This window comes from Allobosea sp. 10L422 (assembly GCF_056395345.1).
The window spans coordinates 835,999-855,766 of sequence record NZ_JBFTJI010000001.1; the positions used below are offsets into that span (position 1 = coordinate 835,999).

Annotated in this window: 19 protein-coding genes; 12 read left to right on the top strand and 7 right to left on the bottom strand. The window is 64.9% G+C overall.

The genetic code is table 11. The features are described 5' to 3' along the window. Positions 1 to 3 precede the first annotated feature (3 nt). The 9 genes from AC1DEZ_RS03950 (at position 4) to AC1DEZ_RS03990 (ending at position 9,846) form a co-directional block, all read left to right on the top strand. Entirely contained in the window at positions 4 to 1,044 is a 1,041-nt protein-coding gene (locus AC1DEZ_RS03950) for a zinc-dependent alcohol dehydrogenase (RefSeq protein WP_476778712.1), read from the top strand. A gap of 15 nt (positions 1,045 to 1,059) precedes the next feature. After that, entirely contained in the window at positions 1,060 to 2,520 is a 1,461-nt protein-coding gene (xylB, locus tag AC1DEZ_RS03955) for a xylulokinase (protein WP_476778713.1), read from the top strand. A gap of 72 nt (positions 2,521 to 2,592) precedes the next feature. Then, a complete protein-coding gene (locus tag AC1DEZ_RS03960; protein ID WP_476778714.1) occupies positions 2,593 to 3,270 on the top strand; it encodes an HAD family hydrolase in 678 nt (225 codons plus the stop codon). Positions 3,271 to 3,277: 7 nt separating this feature from the next. Continuing rightward, positions 3,278 to 4,225 carry a sugar-binding transcriptional regulator gene (locus AC1DEZ_RS03965; protein WP_476778715.1) on the top strand — a complete coding sequence of 316 codons (948 nt, stop codon included), beginning with the start codon at positions 3,278 to 3,280 and terminating at the stop codon, positions 4,223 to 4,225. A 156-nt stretch (positions 4,226 to 4,381) separates the two neighbouring features. After that, a complete protein-coding gene (locus AC1DEZ_RS03970; protein WP_476778716.1) occupies positions 4,382 to 5,695 on the top strand; it encodes an extracellular solute-binding protein in 1,314 nt (437 codons plus the stop codon). Then, positions 5,679 to 6,686: an ABC transporter permease subunit gene (locus AC1DEZ_RS03975; protein WP_476778717.1), complete on the top strand. Its 1,008-nt coding sequence runs from the start codon at positions 5,679 to 5,681 to the stop codon at positions 6,684 to 6,686. Before AC1DEZ_RS03970 ends, AC1DEZ_RS03975 begins: the two co-directional genes overlap by 17 nt. 7 nt (positions 6,687 to 6,693) lie before the next feature. Continuing rightward, a complete protein-coding gene (locus tag AC1DEZ_RS03980; RefSeq protein WP_476778718.1) occupies positions 6,694 to 7,584 on the top strand; it encodes an ABC transporter permease subunit in 891 nt (296 codons plus the stop codon). A gap of 30 nt (positions 7,585 to 7,614) precedes the next feature. Further along, entirely contained in the window at positions 7,615 to 8,355 is a 741-nt protein-coding gene (locus tag AC1DEZ_RS03985; RefSeq protein WP_476778719.1) for a glycerophosphodiester phosphodiesterase family protein, read from the top strand. Between the two features lie 3 nt (positions 8,356 to 8,358). Further along, the gene (locus AC1DEZ_RS03990) at positions 8,359 to 9,846 is read left to right on the top strand and encodes a mannitol dehydrogenase family protein (RefSeq protein WP_476778720.1); all 1,488 of its coding nucleotides are present in this window, start codon (positions 8,359 to 8,361) and stop codon (positions 9,844 to 9,846) included. A 229-nt stretch (positions 9,847 to 10,075) separates the two neighbouring features. Here AC1DEZ_RS03990 and AC1DEZ_RS03995 read toward each other — a convergent pair whose 3' ends face one another. After that, entirely contained in the window at positions 10,076 to 11,530 is a 1,455-nt protein-coding gene (locus AC1DEZ_RS03995) for an aromatic amino acid lyase (protein WP_476778721.1), read from the bottom strand. A gap of 174 nt (positions 11,531 to 11,704) precedes the next feature. Here AC1DEZ_RS03995 and AC1DEZ_RS04000 point away from each other — a divergent pair, with 174 nt between their 5' ends. Then, on the top strand, positions 11,705 to 12,454 hold the full coding sequence (locus AC1DEZ_RS04000; RefSeq protein WP_476778722.1) for a GntR family transcriptional regulator: 750 nt from the start codon (positions 11,705 to 11,707) through the stop codon (positions 12,452 to 12,454). A 3-nt stretch (positions 12,455 to 12,457) separates the two neighbouring features. Here the strand turns inward: AC1DEZ_RS04000 and AC1DEZ_RS04005 are convergent, their stop codons facing one another. From AC1DEZ_RS04005 to AC1DEZ_RS04030, 6 genes are read right to left on the bottom strand one after another with little or no spacing between them, the layout of a single operon-like run. Continuing rightward, positions 12,458 to 13,237: an enoyl-CoA hydratase-related protein gene (locus AC1DEZ_RS04005; protein WP_476778723.1), complete on the bottom strand. Its 780-nt coding sequence runs from the start codon at positions 13,235 to 13,237 to the stop codon at positions 12,458 to 12,460. Then, on the bottom strand, positions 13,238 to 14,017 hold the full coding sequence (locus tag AC1DEZ_RS04010; protein ID WP_476778724.1) for an enoyl-CoA hydratase/isomerase family protein: 780 nt from the start codon (positions 14,015 to 14,017) through the stop codon (positions 13,238 to 13,240). It abuts the gene before it with no gap. Between the two features lie 36 nt (positions 14,018 to 14,053). Then, entirely contained in the window at positions 14,054 to 14,929 is an 876-nt protein-coding gene (locus AC1DEZ_RS04015) for an amidohydrolase family protein (RefSeq protein ID WP_476778725.1), read from the bottom strand. Further along, entirely contained in the window at positions 14,922 to 15,536 is a 615-nt protein-coding gene (locus tag AC1DEZ_RS04020) for a carboxymuconolactone decarboxylase family protein (protein ID WP_476778726.1), read from the bottom strand. Before AC1DEZ_RS04020 ends, AC1DEZ_RS04015 begins: the two co-directional genes overlap by 8 nt. A gap of 11 nt (positions 15,537 to 15,547) precedes the next feature. Then, positions 15,548 to 16,753: a CaiB/BaiF CoA transferase family protein gene (locus AC1DEZ_RS04025; RefSeq protein WP_476778727.1), complete on the bottom strand. Its 1,206-nt coding sequence runs from the start codon at positions 16,751 to 16,753 to the stop codon at positions 15,548 to 15,550. Beyond that, positions 16,746 to 17,372: a glutathione S-transferase family protein gene (locus AC1DEZ_RS04030; protein ID WP_476778728.1), complete on the bottom strand. Its 627-nt coding sequence runs from the start codon at positions 17,370 to 17,372 to the stop codon at positions 16,746 to 16,748. Before AC1DEZ_RS04030 ends, AC1DEZ_RS04025 begins: the two co-directional genes overlap by 8 nt. 266 nt (positions 17,373 to 17,638) lie before the next feature. Here AC1DEZ_RS04030 and AC1DEZ_RS04035 point away from each other — a divergent pair, with 266 nt between their 5' ends. Both AC1DEZ_RS04035 and AC1DEZ_RS04040 read left to right on the top strand, forming a co-directional pair. Then, positions 17,639 to 18,652, top strand: a complete 1,014-nt coding sequence (locus AC1DEZ_RS04035; protein WP_476778729.1) for an amino acid ABC transporter substrate-binding protein — start codon at positions 17,639 to 17,641, stop codon at positions 18,650 to 18,652. 135 nt (positions 18,653 to 18,787) lie between these two features. Then, a complete protein-coding gene (locus AC1DEZ_RS04040) occupies positions 18,788 to 19,759 on the top strand; it encodes a Bug family tripartite tricarboxylate transporter substrate binding protein (protein ID WP_476778776.1) in 972 nt (323 codons plus the stop codon). The last annotated feature ends 9 nt before the right edge of the window (positions 19,760 to 19,768 follow it).

The following is a 19,768-nucleotide window of genomic DNA, read 5'->3' on the forward strand; positions in this document are numbered from 1 at the left end:
CCCATGTCCCGTGCCGTCTTCCTTCACGCCGCAGGCGATGCGCGTGTCGCGCCGTTCAATCTCCGCGAGAGAGCGCCGGGCGAGACCCTGCTCGACGTGGCGGCGGTCGGCCTCTGCGGCAGTGACCTGCACTACTACAAGGATGGCGGCATCGGTTCGGCTGTGATTGCGACGCCCTTCGTCCCCGGCCATGAATTCAGCGGCTGGCTGACCGAGGATTTGCCGGAACTCGGCCTGCCGCGCGGCGCCCTGGTGGCCGTCGATCCCAACCAGGCCTGCGGCCATTGCGAGCATTGCCGGAGCGGGCATCCCAATCTCTGTCCCGACGTCGTCTTCATCGGGGCCCCGCCGCATGACGGGGCGATGACGGAGCGGATCTGGGTGCCGAAATCGCAGATCGTCGCGGTTCCCGAGGCCTTCTCGCCGAGCGATGCGGTGATGCTCGAGCCGCTCGGCGTCGCGATCCATGCGGTGGATCTTGCCAAGCCGCGTCTACTGGAACGCGTGGCGCTGATCGGCTGCGGCCCGATCGGCCTCCTGATCCTGCAGGTGCTGCGCACGGCCGGGGTCGGCGAGATCCTTGCCTGTGATCCGCAGCCGCACCGCCGCGAGCTGGCGCTCAAGCTCGGCGCGAGCAGGGCTGGCGCCAGCGTCGCCGACATCGCCGAATGGACGAAGGGGGAAGGCCTGCCGCTGGTCATCGAGGCTACCAATGCGCCCGAGGGCTTTCGCGACGCGATCCGCGCCGCCCGCATCGGCGGTCGCGTCGTCCTGGTCGGCATTCCCGACGGCGACAGCTATGTGATCCCCGCCGCAGAAGCGCGCAGGCGCGGTCTCAACATCAAATTCTCGCGCCGAATGGGCCATGTCTATCCGCGGGCAATCGAACTGGTGGCGCTCGGCAAGGTCGATGTCGATGCCGTTGTCAGCCATCGCTTCCCCCTCGCCGAGGGGCCTGCCGCGTTTCGCCGCCACGCCGCCAACGAGGCCGGTATGGTGAAGAGCATGATCTATCCGGGCCGCTTGCCTGAAGAACATCGCTGAACCGCAGGCCTTGTTGTGACCTTCATCGGCATCGATCTCGGAACGTCATCCGTCAAGGCAGTGCTGGTCGATGACCGGCAGCACGTGCTCGCCACGGCGACGCGAGAGCTTGCCGTCGCTCGCCGCTTCCCGCTCTGGTCGGAGCAGAATCCCGCGGACTGGATCGCCGCGACGCTGGATGCGCTGCGCAGCCTGAAGGGCGCTGCTCCCGAAGCCTTTCGCCGCTGCGCCGGCATCGGCCTCTCCGGACAGATGCACGGCGCGGTTCTGCTGGATAAGCATGATGAGCCACTGCGCCCATGCATTCTTTGGAACGATGGCCGCGCCGCGGCGGAATGCGCGGAGCTCGAAGCGAGGGAGCCTGATTCCCGCGTCATCACCGGCAATATCGCCATGCCCGGCTTCACCGCGCCCAAGCTTCTATGGGTGCGCAGGCACGAGCCCGACATCTTCCGGCGAACCCGCCGGATTCTCTTGCCGAAGGCCTATCTGCGGCTCGCGCTGACCGGTGACGCGATCGAGGACATGTCCGATGCGTCCGGAACGCTCTGGCTTGATGTCGGCCGCCGCGACTGGTCGGACCGGATGCTGGCCGCGACCGAGCTCGATTGCAGCTTCATGCCTGAGCTTGTCGAAGGGTCGCAGCCGGCGGGCCGCATGCGGGCAGAGCTCAGCCGGGAGCTGGGCTTCAACGCGCCACCCCGCTTCGCCGGAGGCGGCGGTGACAACGCCGCCGGAGCTGTCGGCCTGGGCGCCGTGGCACCCGGTAGCTGCTTCCTTTCCCTTGGCACCTCCGGCGTCTTGTGGCGCACGACGGCGGGTTTCGAACCCCGCGCCGGCAGCGCCGTCCACGCCTTCTGCCATGCCTTGCCGGAGCGCTGGCACCAGATGTCAGTCCATCTCTCGGCTGCCGCCAGCCTGAGCTGGTGGGCGTCGATCTCCGGGCGAACAGAGGCGGCGCTGCTGCAGGAACTCGGCCCGCAGTTGCAGCGCCCGGCACCGATGCTCTTCACGCCCTATCTGTCGGGAGAACGCACACCGCACAACGACCCGCAGATGCGCGGCAGCTTCATCGGCCTCGGCCACGAGACTGATCGCACGGCGATGACCCAGGCCGTGCTGGAGGGCGTTGCTTTTGCCTTCAAGGATGGCAAGGAGGCACTGGAAGCTGAAGCCTCGCCAATCGAGGAAGCCATGGTGATCGGAGGCGGGGGACGTTCGGATACCTGGCTGTCTATCCTCTCTGACGTGCTGAACCTGCCGCTCAAGCGCTACCACAAGGCCGAGACCGGCGCCGTCTTCGGGGCTGCGCGCCTGGCCCGCCTTGCCTGCACCGGCGAAAGCCCGGAAGCGATCTGTACGCGGCCGTCTGGCGAAGCCGCTATCTTCACGCCGCACCCCGGGAGGGCTGCGGCCTATGCCGAGCGCTACGCGGTCTGGCGGCGCGCCGTGGAGGTCAACCGCACGCTGCGCTAACGGGGGAGAGTTTGACAGGCGGTCGGACGAATGCTCTTCATGTGAGCATTCGTTCGAACTGACTGTTGCCCGATGCCCCCTCCGCTCCCGCCCTTCGACCTTGTCATCCTCGACTGCGACGGCGTACTCGTCGACAGCGAAACCATCAGTTGCCGAACCCTCGTCGATATTCTCTCGCCCTTCGACTCGCGCTATGATCTGGAGATGGTCATGCGCCGCTATCTCGGGCGGCCGGCCAGCGCCGTTGTCGAGGATTACGAGCGAATGACCGGCCGCCCGGCCTCGGCTGACTTTACGCGGAATTGGCGGGCGCAGCTTTTCGCAGCCTTCCGGAGCGATCTCCAGCCTGTCGATGGCGTCCGCGATGCCGTCGCAGCCTTCGGCGGCGACTATTGCGTGGCTTCGTCGAGCGATGAGGAACGCATCGAGATCTGCCTGCGCCAGACCGGGCTCTGGGACCTGTTCGAGGGACGGATCTTCAGCACGACGCGCGTGCGGCGCGGCAAGCCGGCACCGGACCTCTTTCTTCTTGCCGCGAGCGAGCGCGGCGTCGCGCCGGAGCGCTGCCTGGTGATCGAGGACAGCGTCAGCGGCGTGACCGCGGCGAAAGCGGCGGGGATGACCGCCTATGGCCTCGCTGCCGGCAGCCATTTCGCCGTACTGGATCAGCGCCAGGCACTTCTGGCAGCTGGAGCCGATCGCCTTTTCGAATCCTGGCGGGAGCTCGCGCTCGCGCCGGCGCCTCACTGAGAACGCGATGGCCGAGAACGACAACACCCGCCTCGACGACGCAGCTCGGGCCGGCTGGCTCTACTATATTGCAGGGCGCACGCAGGACGATATTGCGCAAACGCTGAACATTTCGCGCCCGGCGGCCCAGCGCCTCGTCTCGCTCTGCCGCAGCGAGGGCCTGATCAGCTTCCGTATGAATCATCCGATCAGCACCTGCATGGATCTCGCCGCCAGGCTGCGCGACCGTTTCGAATTGTTGCATTGCGACGTCGCCCCCTCCGACGGCTCGACGGAAACCGGCGCGGCCGGCATCGCCGCGCTCGGCGGCGTGCTGATCGAGCGCTGGCTGCGCTCGCGCAAATCGCTGGTCATGGCACTCGGCACCGGCCGCTCGATGCGTGCCAGCATCGAGCGCGTCCCCCCGATGTCCTGCCCGCTCCACCGGCTGGTTTCGCTGGTCGGCACAATTTCCCCCGATGGCTCGGCCAGTCCCTTCGACACGTTGGTCAAGCTCGCCGAGATCACCAAGGCGCAGCATTTCCCGATGCCGCTGCCACTTTATGTGTCGAGTCCCGAGGAGCGCGCCCAGCTCGTCGAGATCGAGTCGATCCGGCGTATCCGCGCCATCGCCGGCGAGGCGGATCTCTGGCTGATGGGCATCAGCCAGATCGGGGAAGATGCCGTGCTCTATCGGGACGGCTTCATGACCCGCAGCGAATTGCTCGAAATGGTTCGCCATGGCGCCGTTGGTGAAGTGACCGGGTGGGTGTTCGACGCCGAAGGCCGCTTTCTCGACCGCGGCACCAACCTGCGCGTCACCAGCGTGCCGCCGGAGCCGGGCAGCGCCCGCCTGCGCATCTGCATCGGCCAGGGTCAGGCCAAAGTCGCGCCGCTACGGGCCGCACTGACCGGCAAGATCGTCAACGGTCTCGTTACCGACGAGGGTACCGCCCGCGCCCTGCTCGCGGACTAACTCCACTCCCCAGGCCGACCATTCCCCGCTCGCGCACCGGTCACCGCGCAACCGCCGTCCGCTTGTCGCCAAGAGTTGACATGAGAAGCCAGTGTGCGAGCATATGCTTCAACAAAGAGCATATGCTCGCAAAAAAACTGATGAGGGAGGCTTTGCATGCGACCTTTCTATGGTGCGTTGGCGGGTGCGGGCGCTCTGCTCTTGGCAGGGCTCAGCTCGGTGCAGGCAGCGACTGAAATAGAGTTCTGGCACGCGATGAGTGGCGCGCTTGGCGAGCGGGTCGACGAGTTGGTCAAGAAGTTCAACGACTCGCAAAAGGACTATGTCGTCAAGGCTATCGCCAAGGGCACCTATGACGAGGTCCTGAACGGCACGATCGCGGCCTATCGCGCCAAGCGCCAGCCCGAGATCGTGCAGTCGAACGAGCGCTCCTTCCTGACCATGGTCAATTCCGGCGCCATCCTCCCGACCAGCGAACTGATGGCGCAGCAAGGCCATCCGATCGATACCTCGAAATTCATCGCGCCGGTCGTCAGCTACTATGCGATCGACGGCAAGCTGCAGGCGATGCCGTTCAACTCCTCCACGCCGATCCTTTTCTACAACCGTGACCACTTCAAAGCCGCCGGCTTCGACAAGCCCGGCACGACCTGGCAGGAGCTGGAACCGCAGCTCGACGCAATCAAAGCCAAGGGCGTGTCAAAATGCGCGATGGTGCTCCCCGGCGACTACGAGTGGAGCTTCCTCGAGAACTACAGCGCCGTGAACGACATCCCGTATGCGACCAAGCGCAACGGCATGGACGGGCTCGACACCAATTTTGTCTTTAACAAGGGCAAGCTCGTCGGCCACGTCGAGCGCATGAAGCGCCTCGTATCGTCCGGCGTCATGCAGCTCGCCGGCCAGGGCATCATCCCGATCCAGCTCTTCACCTCCGGCGAGTGCTCGACCATCATCGCCTCTACCGCCTCGCATGCCGCCGTCGTCGCGGCCGCGAAATTCGACTGGAGCGCAGCCGAGCTGCCGTACGAGCAGGGCGTAACGCCGAAGAACAGCGTCATCGGCGGCGCCGCTCTCTGGACCCTCAAGGGCCATACGCCGGAGAAGTACAAGGCGATCGCCGCCTTCTATGACTTCCTCGCCAGGACCGACACGCAGGTCTGGTGGCACCAGGCGACGGGCTATGTCCCGGTCACGACCGCGGCTTACGAAGCTGCAAAGGCTGAGGGCTACTACCAAAAGAACCCGACGCGCGAGATCGCCGTGGTGCAGCTGATGCGCGGCACGCCCAGCGACAATTCGCTCGGCTTCCGCATCGGCAACAGCAACCAGATCAATGTCGCCATCATGGAAGAGGTTTCGGCGGCATTCCTCGGCAAGAAGCCCGTGCAGCAGGCACTCGACGATGCGGTCTCCCGCGGTAACGAGTCGCTGCGCCGCTACGAGCAGCTCAATGCTGGCAAGAAATAAGGCACCTGGCCTTCCAACGGCAGCAGGCTTGGGCGGCCTGCGCCTCCGGTCGCCGCTGCGGCACCTGTTCCTGAAGGGCGCCGGCGATGCGCAAGGCGAAAGCGGACTGAAGCGCGCGCATTTCAAGGAATGGCGCTTGCCCTTCTGGTTGCTCGCGCCGCAGCTCTTCATCCTGCTGCTGTTCTTCTTCATCCCCTCGATCAGGGCGCTGATCCAGGCTTTCCAGCTGACGGACCCGTTCGGCGCCACGACCCAATGGGTCGGCTTCCAGAATTTCGAGCGGCTCTTCCGCAGCAACGTCTACTGGTCGTCGGCGCAGGTCACGCTGATCTTCACAATCATGCAGAGCGCGCTGACCCTGTCGGTCGCGCTGCTGCTCGCCTTCGCCTCCAACCATATCCTGCGCGGCCGCGGCGCCTATCGCACCGTGCTGCTGCTGCCTTATGCGATTGCGCCCGCGATCGCCGGCATCATGCTGGCCTTCTTGTTCAACCCCCGCGTCGGCCCCGTCGCCCACATGCTGCAGGTCCTGGGGTTGGACTGGGACCCGAACCGCAACTCCTGGCACGCTCTGGCCCTGATCGTCATGGCGGCGTCCTGGAAGCACATCTGCTACAATTACATCTTTCTGGTCGCGGCGCTGATGTCGGTGCCCCAGTCTATCCTCGAATCCGCCTATCTCGACGGCGCGGGGCCCATCCAGCGCTTCCTGCGCATCTCGCTGCCGATGATCACGCCGACGCTCTTCTTCCTGATCGTGATCAACTTCGTCTACGGGCTGTTCGAGACCTTCGCCATCGTCGACGCGACCACGCGCGGCGGCCCGGCCGGCGCTACCTCGATCCTTGTCTACAAGGTCTATCAGGACGGCTTCGTCACGCTCGATCTCGGCTCCTCCGCCGCGCAATCTGTGGTGCTGATGGCGCTAGCCCTCTTCCTGACCTTCACGCAGTTCCACTTCGTGGAGCGCCGCGTCAACTACAGCGTCTAGGGCGGCGATGAACGAGCGCACACCCGTCATCGACGCGATCTGCCACCTCATCTTGCTCGCAGGGGCCGCGCTCGTCTGCCTGCCGATCTACTTTGTCTTCGTCACCGGTTCTCTCTCGCAGGCCGAGATCATGCGTGTGCCGATGTCCTGGCTGCCCGGCAGCCAGTTCTTCGCGAACATGCAGACCGTGCTGAGCAGCGCCAATTTCGGCCGGCTGCTGCTCAACTCCTTCGTCATCGCCACCGGCATCACCGTCGGGAAGCTTGCCGTTTCGGTCATCGCGGCCTTCGCCGTCAGCTATTTCCGCTTCCCCTTCCGGATGACCGCCTTCTGGCTGATCTTTATGTCGCTGATGCTGCCGATCGAGGTGCGCATCGTGCCAACCTACGAATCTGCCGCGAATGTCGCCCTGCCGCTCAACATCCTCGGCTCCTGGCTCGGCATCCGGGCGCTGGTCGACCTCGACTGGAACCTCGTCAATACCTATTCGGGCCTGATCCTGCCGCTGATCGCCTCGGCCACCGCGACCTTCCTGTTCCGCCAGTTCTTCCTCACCATCCCCGACGAGCTCTGCGAGGCCGCGCGCATCGACGGCGCGACGCCCTGGCAGTTCTTCCGGCTGATCCTGCTGCCGCTCTCGCGCTCGAACATCGTGGCGCTTGCGATCATCCTCTTCCTGATGGGTTGGAACCAGTATCTCTGGCCGCTGCTGCTCACCACCGAGCCCGCCATGGCCAATGCAGTAATCGGGCTAAAGAAGCTGATGCCGCAGGGCGACTCGCTGCCGACGTGGCATCTCCTCATGAATGCGGCCTTGCTAACGATGCTGCCGCCGACCCTCGTCATCCTCGCCCTCCAGCGCTGGTTCGTGAAGGGGCTGGTGGATAGCGGCAAGTAACCGACCAATAGGCAAGCAGGGCTCATCGACATGCGGATCATCGGTCATCGCGGCGCGCGCAACATCTGGGCGGAGAATAGCCTGAGCGGCTTCCGCAATGTCTGCGCCTTGAGCGTCGACGCGGTCGAGCTCGACGTCCACCTGTCCAGCGATGGCGAGATCATGGTGATCCATGACCCGCTGCTCGATCGCACCACCGATCACAAGGGGCCGGTCGCGAATCTCTCGCGCGAGGCCATCGCCAAGGTGAAGCTTGACGACACGCTCGGTGAGACGATCCCGACGCTGTCGGAGGTGCTCGACATCTTCGGTCCGACTGGGATCGAGCTCGAGATCGAGATGAAGATGGATGCCTTCGGCAATCCCTATCCCGGACTGGTCGACAAGGTCATCGCGCTGGTCGAAGCCCGCAAGATGGCGTCGCGCATCGTGCTGACCTGCTTCGTCCCGGAGGTTATCGAGGACATCAGGGCCAAGGCGCCCGCCATGCGCAGGCTCGCCTCGGTGGACCGCCGCTCCTGCGAGGCTTTCGGCGGCGTCGATCGCATCTTGCAGCGTTTCGTCGATCTCGGCTGCATCGTCGCGGTCGAGCAGTCGCTCCTGCGGCTGAGCGTCGATCGCGCCGTCGGCATCGTCGGCCGCGACAAGCTCGGCGCCTGGGTGCCCAATACCGTGGGCGAACTCGATTTCTGGCTCGGCCAGCCAATCTCGCAGATCACCAGCGACCGCCCCGATCTCGCCCTGCAATTGCGCGCTGCGAGGAAGGGCTGAGAGATGGCGGTGCGCCTGTCTCGCGCCACGCTCGGACAGCTCGGGCCGTCCATACGCGTCCCCCGCTACTATGCAGACGAGTTGAGCCCCGGCCTCGTCCATATCGGTGTCGGCAATTTCCACCGCGCCCATCAGGCCGCCTATCTCGACGAATTGTTCGAGTGCGGACTTGATCGTGACTGGGCGATCGTCGGCACCGGCGTGCGCGAAAGCGACGCCGAGATGGGCCGCGATCTCGCCGCGCAGGATTTCCTGACCACGGTGGTAACGCAGGAAGCCCAGCACTCGCAGGCGCGCGTCACCGGCGCGATGATCGATTTCGTGCCCCCCGGCGACAGTGCCGTGATCATCGAGCGCCTGGTCGATCCCCGCACGCGCATCGTCTCGCTGACCGTGACTGAAGGCGGCTATTATATCGACCCGGCGACGCAGGCTTTCGATCCCGGCCATCCCGACATCGTCGCCGATGCGGCGGATCGCCTTGTCTCGCCGAAGACCGCTTTCGGCCTGATCGCCGCCGGACTGCTAAGGCGGCGCGCGGCCGGCCTGCCGGCCTTCACGGTGATGTCCTGCGACAACCTGCCGGGCAACGGCCACGTCACTGTGGACGCCGTTGCCGGCCTCGTCGATCTCGTCACCCCCGACGGCGCGCGCTGGATCCGCGAGAACGTGGCCTTCCCGAATGGTATGGTCGACCGCATCACGCCGGCGACGTCAGAGCGCGAACGCAAGGCGCTGCGCGACGATTTCGGCATCGACGACAGCCGCCCGGTCTTCTGCGAGGATTTCCGGCAATGGGTGCTGGAGGACAATTTCCCGGCCGGGCGCCCTCGCCTCGAAGAGGTCGGCGTGCAGTTCGTCGCCGATGTCGCGCCGTTCGAGCTGATGAAGATCCGCATCCTCAACGGCGGCCACGCAGCGATCGCCTATCCCGCCGGCCTGCTCGACGTCCATTTCGTCCACGATGCGATGCAAGACGCCCAGATCGCCCGCTTCCTGTCCGCACTTCTCGACGACGAAGTCATTCCCGTCGTCCCCCCTGTCCCCGATACCGATCTCGCCGATTACAAGCGCACGATCGAACGGCGCTTCGCCAATCCGAAGATCGGTGACACCATCCGTCGCCTCTGCCTCGACGGCTCCAACCGCCAGCCGAAATTTATCCTGCCGACGCTGCGCGATGCCTTGCAGGCGGGGGGGCCAATTGACGGTCTCACATTGGTGAGTGCCCTGTGGTGCCGCTACTGCTTTGGCGAAACAGAAAGCGGACAAGCCATCGCGCCGAATGACCCCAGTTGGGCGCGGCTCAACGCCCAAGCACGACGAGCACGCCTCGAACCGGAAGCCTGGCTGCAGATGCCGGACATCTATGGAAACTTGCCGGACGATCGACGCTTCCGGGAAGCGTTCGGCCGAACACTGCAGAGAATCTGGCAATCAGGAACCCGCGCGAGCATCGATCACTATCTCGCATCGCGTAGTTCCCCTTAGGCATGTCCAGCTCGGGGCGGGATACCTTGCCACTGCGGGCCCTGGCCTATGTCGAAATTTGAAGGCGCTTCACCCTGGTGTCGTACCTTGAGCAGATCGTCTATTCGGGCCCGGAACTGGGCTTTCCCAATGTCTGAGGAGGGCACAACTGCCCTCCTCACTTCCATGCAAAATGCGCCACTTCCGAATATTGGCTGAATTCCCGAAAGCGGACATGCCCTTGCGATAGTTAGGCCATTCCGATTAGGCGGTCGATTTCGGCATCGTTTGCAGCGAGGTAGTCGATCAGTTGTCCAGCATGAGGCACGCGTTGCCCGGCGCCTGCATAGGGAACGGCGCGTCTGACGAACGCAAGGAGCTCAGAAGTTGCTAGGCCGAGTGGCTTGGCCCTTCGCATCTCGACGGCTTGCGCCGCCACCATGAGTTCCATGCCGAAGATGGAGCGGCAGAGTGTGGCCATGTCCGCCGTACGGCGGGCTGCAAGTCCAGCCATGCTGGCGCGATCGAGATTGCCGTTGGAATGACTGGAGCTCGCGATTTCGCTCACCACGGGAGCGCCGAGAAGCCGTGCCTCCGAGGTGATCGATTTGTGAAACTGCGCGAGGCCGTTGAAGCCCGGCAGGCCGACGCCGTCTTCCTCGATCAGGCCGACGCTCAAGCCCGACCAGAATGAGTCCGCCTGCTTGGCCAGCCGTTCGGTCGAGCTGGTTACCACCGGCACCATGGCGAGCCGGGCGGTATCCAGCGCCATCGCCAGCGCGACCATGTCGAAATTGGCGACCGAGACCAATTGGCGTTGCTCGATCGCCACGATCGGATTGGTCGGGCTCGCGCTCAGTTCGATGGCGAGTTGCCTGCCTGCAAAAGCGAGGCTGTCTGCAGCGTTCCCGTGAAGAAGCGGCAGCGAGCGGAAACTCAGCGGATCCTGGAGATGACGCGGCCCGCCGGGCTGCATCAGGTAGCTGCCGGCCAGATAGTTTCGGATCGCGCGGCCATGACGTAGCACGCCGTCGAAGGGACGCGAATTCAGTGCGGCTTCCGAAACGATCGAGGGATTGGCGGCGAAGCCCTCCATGCTGAACGCGCCGGCAAGCGTCGCGAAATCGAGCATGCGCGCGAGATCATGGAAAGCGAGAGCCGCCGTACCGATCGAGAGCGCACTGGAATTCAGCAGGGCAAGGGCTTCCCCGGCGGCGAAGTCATGGTCCTTGTAAATTTCCAGCGCGAGATCGGCGATGGGCGACATGTCGCTCTGGCCCATCGAGCCCCAGAGGTGGACGTCGATCCGGCGATCCGTGTTCAGCGCATCGACCAGCATCTCAGCCATCACCGGCCTGACGCCGAGATAGCCGGTCGCCATGCTGTTGAGCAGCACGACCATCATCGCCCTCACCGTCTCGTGCGCGGCAAGGGGGCCGTGCCCCATATTGTGGGTCAGGAGCAGGCGGCGATTGAATTCGGGAATGCGCTCAAGGGCGAGCACGGTGCCGGTCTTGGCTCCGACGCTGCTGGTGAAGCCGTAGATTTTCTCGCCCTTGCCGACAACCTCGTCGACGACCTCGCGGGCGCGGACGATGCGTTCCATCGCCTCTCTGTCGAGAGCCACCCGCGCCCCGAACCGGGCGACCTGGACGATCCCTGCCGGGTCCAGGTTTCGGCCGGAGATCTCGATGATATTCCGCATGATGATCCGTCCTGCATGCCAGCGACGACCAGCCATCCGGGCGCGAGCGTCATGCCGGGGCGAGCATCTAAAGGACAATAAGCTAGTTAATCGGATTAATATCGCGCCCCCGGCTCGTCAACTGCAGGGTATTGCGATACCCTGCCGAATATCTCAGGCCGCATTGGGAGCCGCATGATCGTCCGCAGCGTTTCTTCGAAGCCGTTGGAATTCAAACGAACGGGCATTTCCCGCTATCATCAGCTCGCCACGCTGTTTCGGCGCCGGATCGAGGCCGGGCAGTGGCAGGTCGGCGCGCAGATTCCAACCGTCGACGAGCTTTCGACCGAATGCGGGGTGGCGCGGGCGACAATCCGCCAGGCGCTCGACCTACTCGAAGACGAGCAGCTGATCGAACGCTACCGGGCGCGGGGAACGTTCGTGCGCCGGCGGCCGGCGGAGAACCTGTGGTGTGAGGTCGGCACCGACTGGTCGGGGCTGCTGCGCCCGAACTACGACGCGACGATCGAGATTCTCCATGACGAGCCCGATGCGATCCTCCATGGCTTCGAGGGGCAGATCGGGACCCTCGCTCCGGCCTACCGGCATGTCCGGCGCCGTCATTGGCGGCATGGGCAGCCCTTCCTCCTGGCCGATCTCCATATCGATGAACGGCTTCGCGACCGCATGGCCCAGCGTGATCTCGAATCGAAGACGGCCCTGCGCCTGGTCTCCGAAGTCGAGGGGGTCGAGATCATGGATGCGCGCCAAACGCTGACCATAGGCACGGCCGATATCGAGACCAGCGAGGCGCTCGGGATTTCCCTGGATTCGCCGGTCGCCTTCGTCCATCGGCAGGCCTTGGACCAGGACGGCATGCTGGTGCTCGATGCGAAGGGCATCTATCGCGGGGATGTCGTGAAATTCGATGTGAAGCTGCGCTAGCGCTCAGCTTCCCTTGAATTGAGGTGGGCGTTTTTCCAGAAAGGCACGCATTCCCTCTTTTTGGTCCTGCGTGTCGAAAAGCTGGACGAAGGCCTTGCGCTCCAGCGCGAGCGCCGTCTCGAGGGGTACGTCCTGCCCGAGCTGCACGACCTCCTTGATCGCCAGGACGGAGAGCGGCGGCATCGCAGCTACGGTCCTGGCAAGAGTCAGAGCCCGCTCGAGGGCGCTCCCGTCGGGCACGATCTCCGATAGCAAGCCTGCATCGAAAGCCTCTCGCGCGGTTAGGGGCTCTCCCGTCAGAGCCAGCCTCATGGTGCGGTATTTGCCGATGGTCCGCAGAAGACGCTGCGTCCCGCCTGCGCCGGGCATGATGCCGACACGGATTTCCGGCTGGCTGAAACGCGCGCCTTCACCGGCGACGATCATATCGCAGCACAAGGCCGTCTCGCAGCCGCCGCCCAGGGCATAGCCCTCGACGGCCGCGATCAGGATCTTCGGGCATCTTCGCAGCACCGTGAACATCCGGTCTGTTTCAAGCGCCTGATGTCGGGCCGGGCTCATCGACTCCATCTCGGCGATATCCGTGCCGGCGATGAAGTAGCCGCCAGCGCCGGTCAGCACGATGACGCGCACATTACTGTCGGCCTCGAGCGTCAGGACGGCGTCGGCAATGCGCGTCTTGATCTCGAGGTTCAGGGCGTTGCGACGCTCCGGGCGGTGCAGCGTGACGACCGCGACGCCATCGGAAACGTGCTCGACCGCTACGATTTCGGGCGTGCCCATCTAGCGGCCTCCGAAGACCGGCTTGCGCTTTTCGGCGAAGGCGCGCTGCGCCTCCTTCGTATCCTCGGAGGAAGCCAGCGCCACGGTCTGCGACTGCTCGAAGCGATAGCCGTCACGCAGTTCGAGACCCTCGGTGACGTTGAAGGAGCGCTTGGCAGCCTGGACGGCCGAAGGGCTCTTCGATGCGATCTCGCGCGCAATCTCCTGTGCCAGCCCGAGCAACTGCTCCGCCGGCACGCAATGCGAGGCGACGCCCATCCGGTAGAGCTCGGCGCCACGCACACGCCGCGCCGTGTAGATCAGCATCCGAGCGTCGGATTCTCGGAAGAACCGGCGGACATGGCTCACGCCGCCGGCCAGCCCGACATCGACCTCGGTCATCGCGAAGAAGCCTTCCTCCGCCACGAGGATGATGTCGCAGCACAGGGCCAGCACGCAGCCCGCGCCAATCGCGGCACCATTGACTGCGGCGATGACGGGCTTGTCGCACTCCATCACCGTATCGAAGGAGGCGCGCACGAGGCGGTTATGGCGCGGATAGGCGCCCGGCTCTTCCGCCAGACCGGGCCGCTCCTTCAGGTCGGCGCCTGCCGAGAAGGTCTTGCCGGCACCGGTCAGCACGATCGCCCGCACGTCGGCGCGGTCGCTGAGGCCATCGAAGACGGCGACGATCTCCTCCCGGAACTGGCGGTTCTGCGCGTTGACCGGAGGGCGGTCGATCGTCACCGTCGCGACGAAATCGCTGACGTCGACCGTCAGGCATTCAAGGGCGTTGGCCATCTGAAACTCCGTATCGAACGCGGCCCGGGGCCGGCATCAGAACCCGTAGAGCGCGCGGGGATTGTCGATGAGAATCTGGCGCCGCAATTCGGCATCCGGAACCCATTCCGCGAAGAGATCGAGCAGATGCCCGATATCGGGAGCCCGCTCGGCGAGGCGCAGATGTGGCCAGTCCGAGCCCCAGACCACGCGTCCGGGGTTTGCCGCGATGAGGGCGTCATGGAACGGCCGGACATCGGCGTAATCCGGAAAATCCTGCGAGCAGCGGCACAGCACGAGCTTGATCCAGAGCCAGCCCTCTTGAAGTGCGTCCAAGATCGCCCGGAACGACGGATCGCCCAGCCCGCGCGCGATCTGCAGGCCGGCCATATGGTCCAGCACGATAGGAATGCCGCTGGCGCGGTAGAGCGGCAGGTTCACGACGTGCCGGTCTATCCCGGCCCAGATTTCCGCATGCCAGCCCCTGTGCCGCATACCGGGAGCCATGGCCTCGAGATGTTCGGTGCCGACCGAGCCCGGGAAGGGACCCGTCCCACCAGGCACGGTCATGTCGTTGAAGCGCAGGCCGCGGATGCCCGCCGCGTGCCAGGCGTCGAGGTCGACCTGGGGAACCCGCTCGCTTGCAGCGGCGATGCCGCGCAGACTCCCCTCGCCTTCAGCCAAGGCATCGAGGATGGCGGAGGGGTCTTCGCCATAGGCGCCGGGCTGGACGAGGACGCCATGGGTCAGGCCGGTGCGCTCCTCCGTGTCGCGATGCGCTGCCGCCGGCGCCAGGGGCGCCGCATAATGCATCTGGTGCGATACCGGGAAACGCTCATAGGGCCCGAAGACATGCGCATGGCAGTCGCAGGCCCCGGCCGGAAGTTTCCAACCGGGGGCACGATGCGATCTAGGAGCAACTGTTTCAGTCACGGCCGGCGTCCTCGGCCACGCGTATGGAGGCAGGCAAGCGTGTCGGTCCATCCTGCAGCTCGGGCAGAGGCGGAGCCGCTCCGTCCGGCAGCGGGATTCCATGTGCATTCAGCGTCATCGACACCATCGTGTAGTAGCCGATCACGCCCGTGAGTTCGACGGCACCACGCGGTCCCCACCGATCGACGATTGCTTCATGCACGTCGTCGGGAACGGTGCCGGTCTGCACGAGCAGGCGGGCATATTCATAGATCTCCCGCTCCTCATCCGCGACGAAGACCGGCGCCTGGCCCAGCCGGATGGCCTCGATGCAGTCCGCACCCAGGCCCGCGACCTTCGCCGCTTCCGCATGGATGTGGAATTCGAGCTGGCTGTTCCAGTGGCGGCCAACGACGATGATGGCGAGCTCGTTGAGCTTGGCCGGCAACAGCGTCGAATAGCGCAGGAACTCGCCGAGCCTGGACCAGCGCGTGGCGAGTTCCGGGCTGTGAATCACCGCTCGCAGCGGCCCGATCAATCGCCCGCGCGGCCCGGATACGACCTCGTCATAGACCTTGCGCTGATCCGTCGTCAGCTCATCGACGGCCGGGAGGTGGAGGCGCCCCATTCTGTCTTCCATCAAGCTTGTTCGGCCAGGCCGATGTCACGGAGAATTTCGTCGGTATGCTCCCCCAGCAAGGGCGGGGGGCGATCGAACGAGAGGGGTTCGTTCTCGAAATTCAGCGGGCTGACGACCTGCGGGACCTTGCCACCCAGCGCGTGGGGCAATTGGCGTAGCATGCCCCGATGCCTGACTTGCGGGTCGTCGAACACTTCCGGCACCGTGTTGATGGGCGCGCAAGGAACCCCGGCAGCATCGAGCATGGCGATGAGCCTGTCGCGGTTGAAACGGCCAAAGGCCTCACGCAGCAACGGATCGAGCAGGGAATGGTTGGTCACGCGGGTCGGATTGCTGGCGAAGCGCGCGTCGCGCGCCCATTGCGGCTCGCCCAATACCTCGCAGAGCTTGGCGAACTGCCCGTCATTGCCGACCGCCAGCACGATGAAGCCATCGGCGCAGGGGAAGACGTCCTGTGGCTGGATATTGGGATGGCGATTGCCGCCGCGGACCGGCGCGCGCCCGGAGACCAGCCAGTTCATCGCCTGGTTGGCGAGGAAACCGGTCTGAACATCCAGCATGGCGAGGTCGATATTGTCGCCCTTGCCGGTCTCGTTGCGCCTCACCAGCGCGGCGAGCACGCCGACCGCAGTATACATCCCGGTCATGATGTCGACGATGGGAACGCCGACCTTCTGCGGCCCGGCGCCGGGCATGCCGTCGCGTTCGCCGGTGACGCTCATCAGGCCGCCCATGGCCTGGATTGCGAAATCATAGGCCGCAGCGGATTTGCGCGGGCCGCTCTGCCCGAAGCCGGTCACTGAGGCGAAGATCAGGCGCGGATTGATCGTCTTGAGTGCTTCGTAGTCGAGGCCGTAACGCTTGAGCGTCCCGACCTTGTAGTTCTCGACGACGATGTCGCTCTTGGCGGCCAGCCGGCGGACGACGTCCTGCCCCTTCGGGCTGGTGATATCGACGGTAATCGAGCGCTTTCCGCGGTTCACCGAAAGATAATAGCCGGCTTCGCTGGTCGGGTTTCCGGCCTCGTCCTTGAGGAAGGGCGGACCCCAGGAGCGCGTGTCGTCGCCGGCTCCCGGCCGCTCGACCTTGATGACGTCGGCGCCGAGATCGGCCAGGATCTGGGTCGCCCATGGCCCGGCCATGATCCGGCTGAGATCGAGGACGCGGACATGGCTGAGAGGGCCCTGGCGCCGGGTTTCAGCCATCGTCCCTGACCTCGGTGGCGACGGCCGACGGGCGCTGGCGGAAGGCTCCATGCCATTGCGCAAGCCTAGGATGACCCGCCCGCCAATCGAAATCCGCGTAGCGAAAGTCGAGATAGGACAGGCAGCAGCCGAGCGCGATGCCGGAGAGCTGCAGCGGTCCCGGCGCGATCGGCCCGGCCTCACTCTCGAAGCGCGCGAGAGAGGCCGCAGCCTTGGTGGCGAAGCTCGACAGCCACTCCTCCGTCTGCCGCTCGGCAGGCTTGTTGCGCTCGTTGCGCCAGAGGATGAGCAGGTCGAGAAGCCCGGTTGCGAGCGCGTGTCGGCTGAGCTCGCTCCAGCGCTCCGGCCCCTTGGCGGGAATGATGACGCCGCCACCGGCCAGGGAATCGAGATACTCGCAGATCAGGCCGGAATCGATCAGGACCGAACCATCGGCCAGGACCAGCGTCGGGATCTTGCTCAGCGGATTGTCGGGCAGCAGATCCGGGTTCGGCCTCGTCATCTGGACGACCGTGCGTCGCAGCGTCAGTCGATCGGTGAGGCCCAGCTCATGCGCGGCCACCATCACCTTTCGTACGAACGGCGATCGAGGAGACCAGTGAAGTGTCATGTCGCCCATTGCATGCTCTCGGCTCGATCGGCATCGATCTATTAAGTCAGCTTTATGGCCTATATCAACCACGATCTTTCCTGTCGAGCGCAGCGGCGGTGTCGCACAAAGGCAGAAAGCCGGGGAATCCCACTAAAATCGAAACTTATATCTCCTGAACCCACCGCGCTCCGGGGGTGTATCCTTCGGATTCGGCATTGGCCGCCCAGTTGACGGAGCGATAGGGTGACAATAGGCTAGTCTTATGGCCTTTTTAAAATGTTCGGGAGGAGAGAATGAAGGCACTGCATGTTGTTCTTGGGGTAGCGGCTGCCTTGGTATCGGCTGCGGCGGCTCAGGCCGGGACGCTCGAGAAGGTCAAGGAGCGCGGCGAGCTGATCTGCGGGACGAGCCCGGGCGTTCCCGGCTTCTCGCTGCCGAATGGGCAAGGCCAGTGGGGCGGGCTCGATGTTGATCTCTGCCGTGCCATCGCGGCGGCGGTCCTGAACGATGCCGGCAAGGTCAAGTACATCTCGCTCAACCCCAAGGATCGCTTCGCGGTCGTGCAATCCGGCGAGGTCGATGTGCTCTCGCGCCAGACCACCTGGTCGCTATCGCGCGACACGACGCTCGGCCTGTCCTTCTCGGCGATCACCTATTTCGACGGCCAGGCGCTGATGGTCAAAAAGTCGCTGGGCATCAAATCCGCGAAGGATTTGGGCGGCGCGACCGTCTGCGTCCAGGGCGGCACGACGACCGAACTGAACATCGCCGATTTCTTCCAGAAGAACGGGCTGAAGTACGAGCCAGTGAGCTTCGCCTCGGGCGATGAGGCCATCAAGGCGTTTGAGGCCGGCCGCTGCGACGTCTTCACCACCGATGCATCGGCGCTCTACGCCTACCGGCTGAAAATCGCCAACGGACAGGATTTCGTGATCCTGCCGGAGCTCATCTCGAAGGAGCCGCTTGGACCGGCCGTCCGTCGCGGCGACGAAGCCTGGGCCAATATCGTCCGCTGGACGCATTACGCGATGGTCAATGCCGAGGAGCTCGGCCTGACCTCGGGCAATGTCGACGATCAGCTCAAATCGGCCAATCCGGAGATCAAGCGCTTCCTCGGCGTCGAGGGCAATCTCGGCGACGGCCTCGGGCTGACGAAGGACTGGGCCTACCGGATCGTCAAGCAGGTCGGAAACTACGGCGAGAGCTACGAGAAATATCTCGGGCCGGCGTCGCCGCTGGGCATTCCGCGCGGCGCCAACAACCTCTGGTCGAAGGGCGGCCTGCAATACGCCCCGCCGGTTCGCTGACAGAGCACGCTGCTTCCTGAAACGCCCTGCGAAGGCAGGGCGCGATCACCCTTTCGCACCTGGTGGCGACGGGGCGCCGCGCCAAGTCGAACGCCAAGCCGATCCAAGAACGAAAACAGGAGGGGAAACGTGAAGATGAGAGCGTCGAGCTTGAAATTCCTGGCGATCATCGCCGCCTTGCTGGGCACCGCAGCGACGGAGGCCGCCGCCCAGAGCTATCCGACGAAACCTGTCCGCATGATCGTTCCTTTCGCGCCGGGCGGGCGCGTCGAGGCCGTTGCGCGCCTGATCGCGGATGCTCTCAGCAAGGATCTGGGCCAGCCCTTCCTGGTCGAGAGCCGCCCCGGTGCCGGAGGTGCCACGGGCGCGGACTTCGTCGCGAAGGCGCAGCCCGACGGCCATACGTTGCTCCTCTGCTCGGCCGGCGTGTTGTCGATCCTGCCCAATGTCGACAAGAAGCTGCCCTACGACCCCGTCAAGGATTTCACACCCGTGGCGCGGCTTATCGAAGGCTTTACCTTCATCGGCGCCTATCCCGGCCTCCCGGCCAAGTCGATGGCCGAACTCGTAGCGCTCGCGAAGCAAAAGCCGAACAGCATCGGCTATGCCTCCAGCGGCGTCGGAACCTACAGCCATCTGGCGGGCGAACTCGTCAGCATCGCATCGGGCGCTGCGCTCAAGCATGTCCCCTATCGCGGCAGCGGCCCGGCATTGAACGACATCGTGGCTGGGCATATCCCGCTGATGATCGGCGGCGAACTCGGGGAACTCGCCAAGGCCGGAAAGATCCGCATCCTTGCCACCACCAACGAGAAGCGCTCGCCGGAATTCCCGGATGTCCCGACGATGAAGGAGAGCGGCTTTCCGCAGTTCGTCGCTCATTCCTGGGTTGGCCTCGTCGGCCCTGCACACATGCCGGGAACAGTCGCGGACAAGCTGAACGTGACGCTGGCACGGGTCATGGCCGATCCTGCGACGCAGGAGAAGCTGCGCGGCCTCGGCGGCGAGCCGGCCTATCAGCCGGCTGCCGATTTTGGAAAGACGGTGGCGCAGGATCGCGACATCTATGCCGAGATCATCGCCAAGGCGGGGCTCAAATTCGATTGATCAACCGGC

Excerpts from the sequence above, each read along its gene's own strand:
- AC1DEZ_RS04005 (WP_476778723.1), bottom strand. The coding sequence starts at position 13,237 with ATGGGCACGCCCGAAATCGTAGCGGTCGAGCACGTTTCCGATGGCGTC.
- AC1DEZ_RS04035 (WP_476778729.1), top strand. The coding sequence starts at position 17,639 with ATGAAGGCACTGCATGTTGTTCTTGGGGTAGCGGCTGCCTTGGTATCG.
- AC1DEZ_RS03995 (WP_476778721.1), bottom strand. The coding sequence starts at position 11,530 with ATGCGGAATATCATCGAGATCTCCGGCCGAAACCTGGACCCGGCAGGG.
- AC1DEZ_RS04020 (WP_476778726.1), bottom strand. The coding sequence starts at position 15,536 with ATGGGGCGCCTCCACCTCCCGGCCGTCGATGAGCTGACGACGGATCAG.
- AC1DEZ_RS04000 (WP_476778722.1), top strand. The coding sequence starts at position 11,705 with ATGATCGTCCGCAGCGTTTCTTCGAAGCCGTTGGAATTCAAACGAACG.
- AC1DEZ_RS03980 (WP_476778718.1), top strand. The coding sequence starts at position 6,694 with ATGAACGAGCGCACACCCGTCATCGACGCGATCTGCCACCTCATCTTG.
- AC1DEZ_RS03950 (WP_476778712.1), top strand. The coding sequence starts at position 4 with ATGTCCCGTGCCGTCTTCCTTCACGCCGCAGGCGATGCGCGTGTCGCG.
- AC1DEZ_RS03985 (WP_476778719.1), top strand. The coding sequence starts at position 7,615 with ATGCGGATCATCGGTCATCGCGGCGCGCGCAACATCTGGGCGGAGAAT.
- AC1DEZ_RS04010 (WP_476778724.1), bottom strand. The coding sequence starts at position 14,017 with ATGGCCAACGCCCTTGAATGCCTGACGGTCGACGTCAGCGATTTCGTC.
- AC1DEZ_RS03960 (WP_476778714.1), top strand. The coding sequence starts at position 2,593 with ATGCCCCCTCCGCTCCCGCCCTTCGACCTTGTCATCCTCGACTGCGAC.
- AC1DEZ_RS03975 (WP_476778717.1), top strand. The coding sequence starts at position 5,679 with ATGCTGGCAAGAAATAAGGCACCTGGCCTTCCAACGGCAGCAGGCTTG.
- AC1DEZ_RS03965 (WP_476778715.1), top strand. The coding sequence starts at position 3,278 with ATGGCCGAGAACGACAACACCCGCCTCGACGACGCAGCTCGGGCCGGC.
- AC1DEZ_RS04030 (WP_476778728.1), bottom strand. The coding sequence starts at position 17,372 with ATGGGCGACATGACACTTCACTGGTCTCCTCGATCGCCGTTCGTACGA.
- AC1DEZ_RS03990 (WP_476778720.1), top strand. The coding sequence starts at position 8,359 with ATGGCGGTGCGCCTGTCTCGCGCCACGCTCGGACAGCTCGGGCCGTCC.
- AC1DEZ_RS04025 (WP_476778727.1), bottom strand. The coding sequence starts at position 16,753 with ATGGCTGAAACCCGGCGCCAGGGCCCTCTCAGCCATGTCCGCGTCCTC.
- AC1DEZ_RS03970 (WP_476778716.1), top strand. The coding sequence starts at position 4,382 with ATGCGACCTTTCTATGGTGCGTTGGCGGGTGCGGGCGCTCTGCTCTTG.
- AC1DEZ_RS04040 (WP_476778776.1), top strand. The coding sequence starts at position 18,788 with ATGAGAGCGTCGAGCTTGAAATTCCTGGCGATCATCGCCGCCTTGCTG.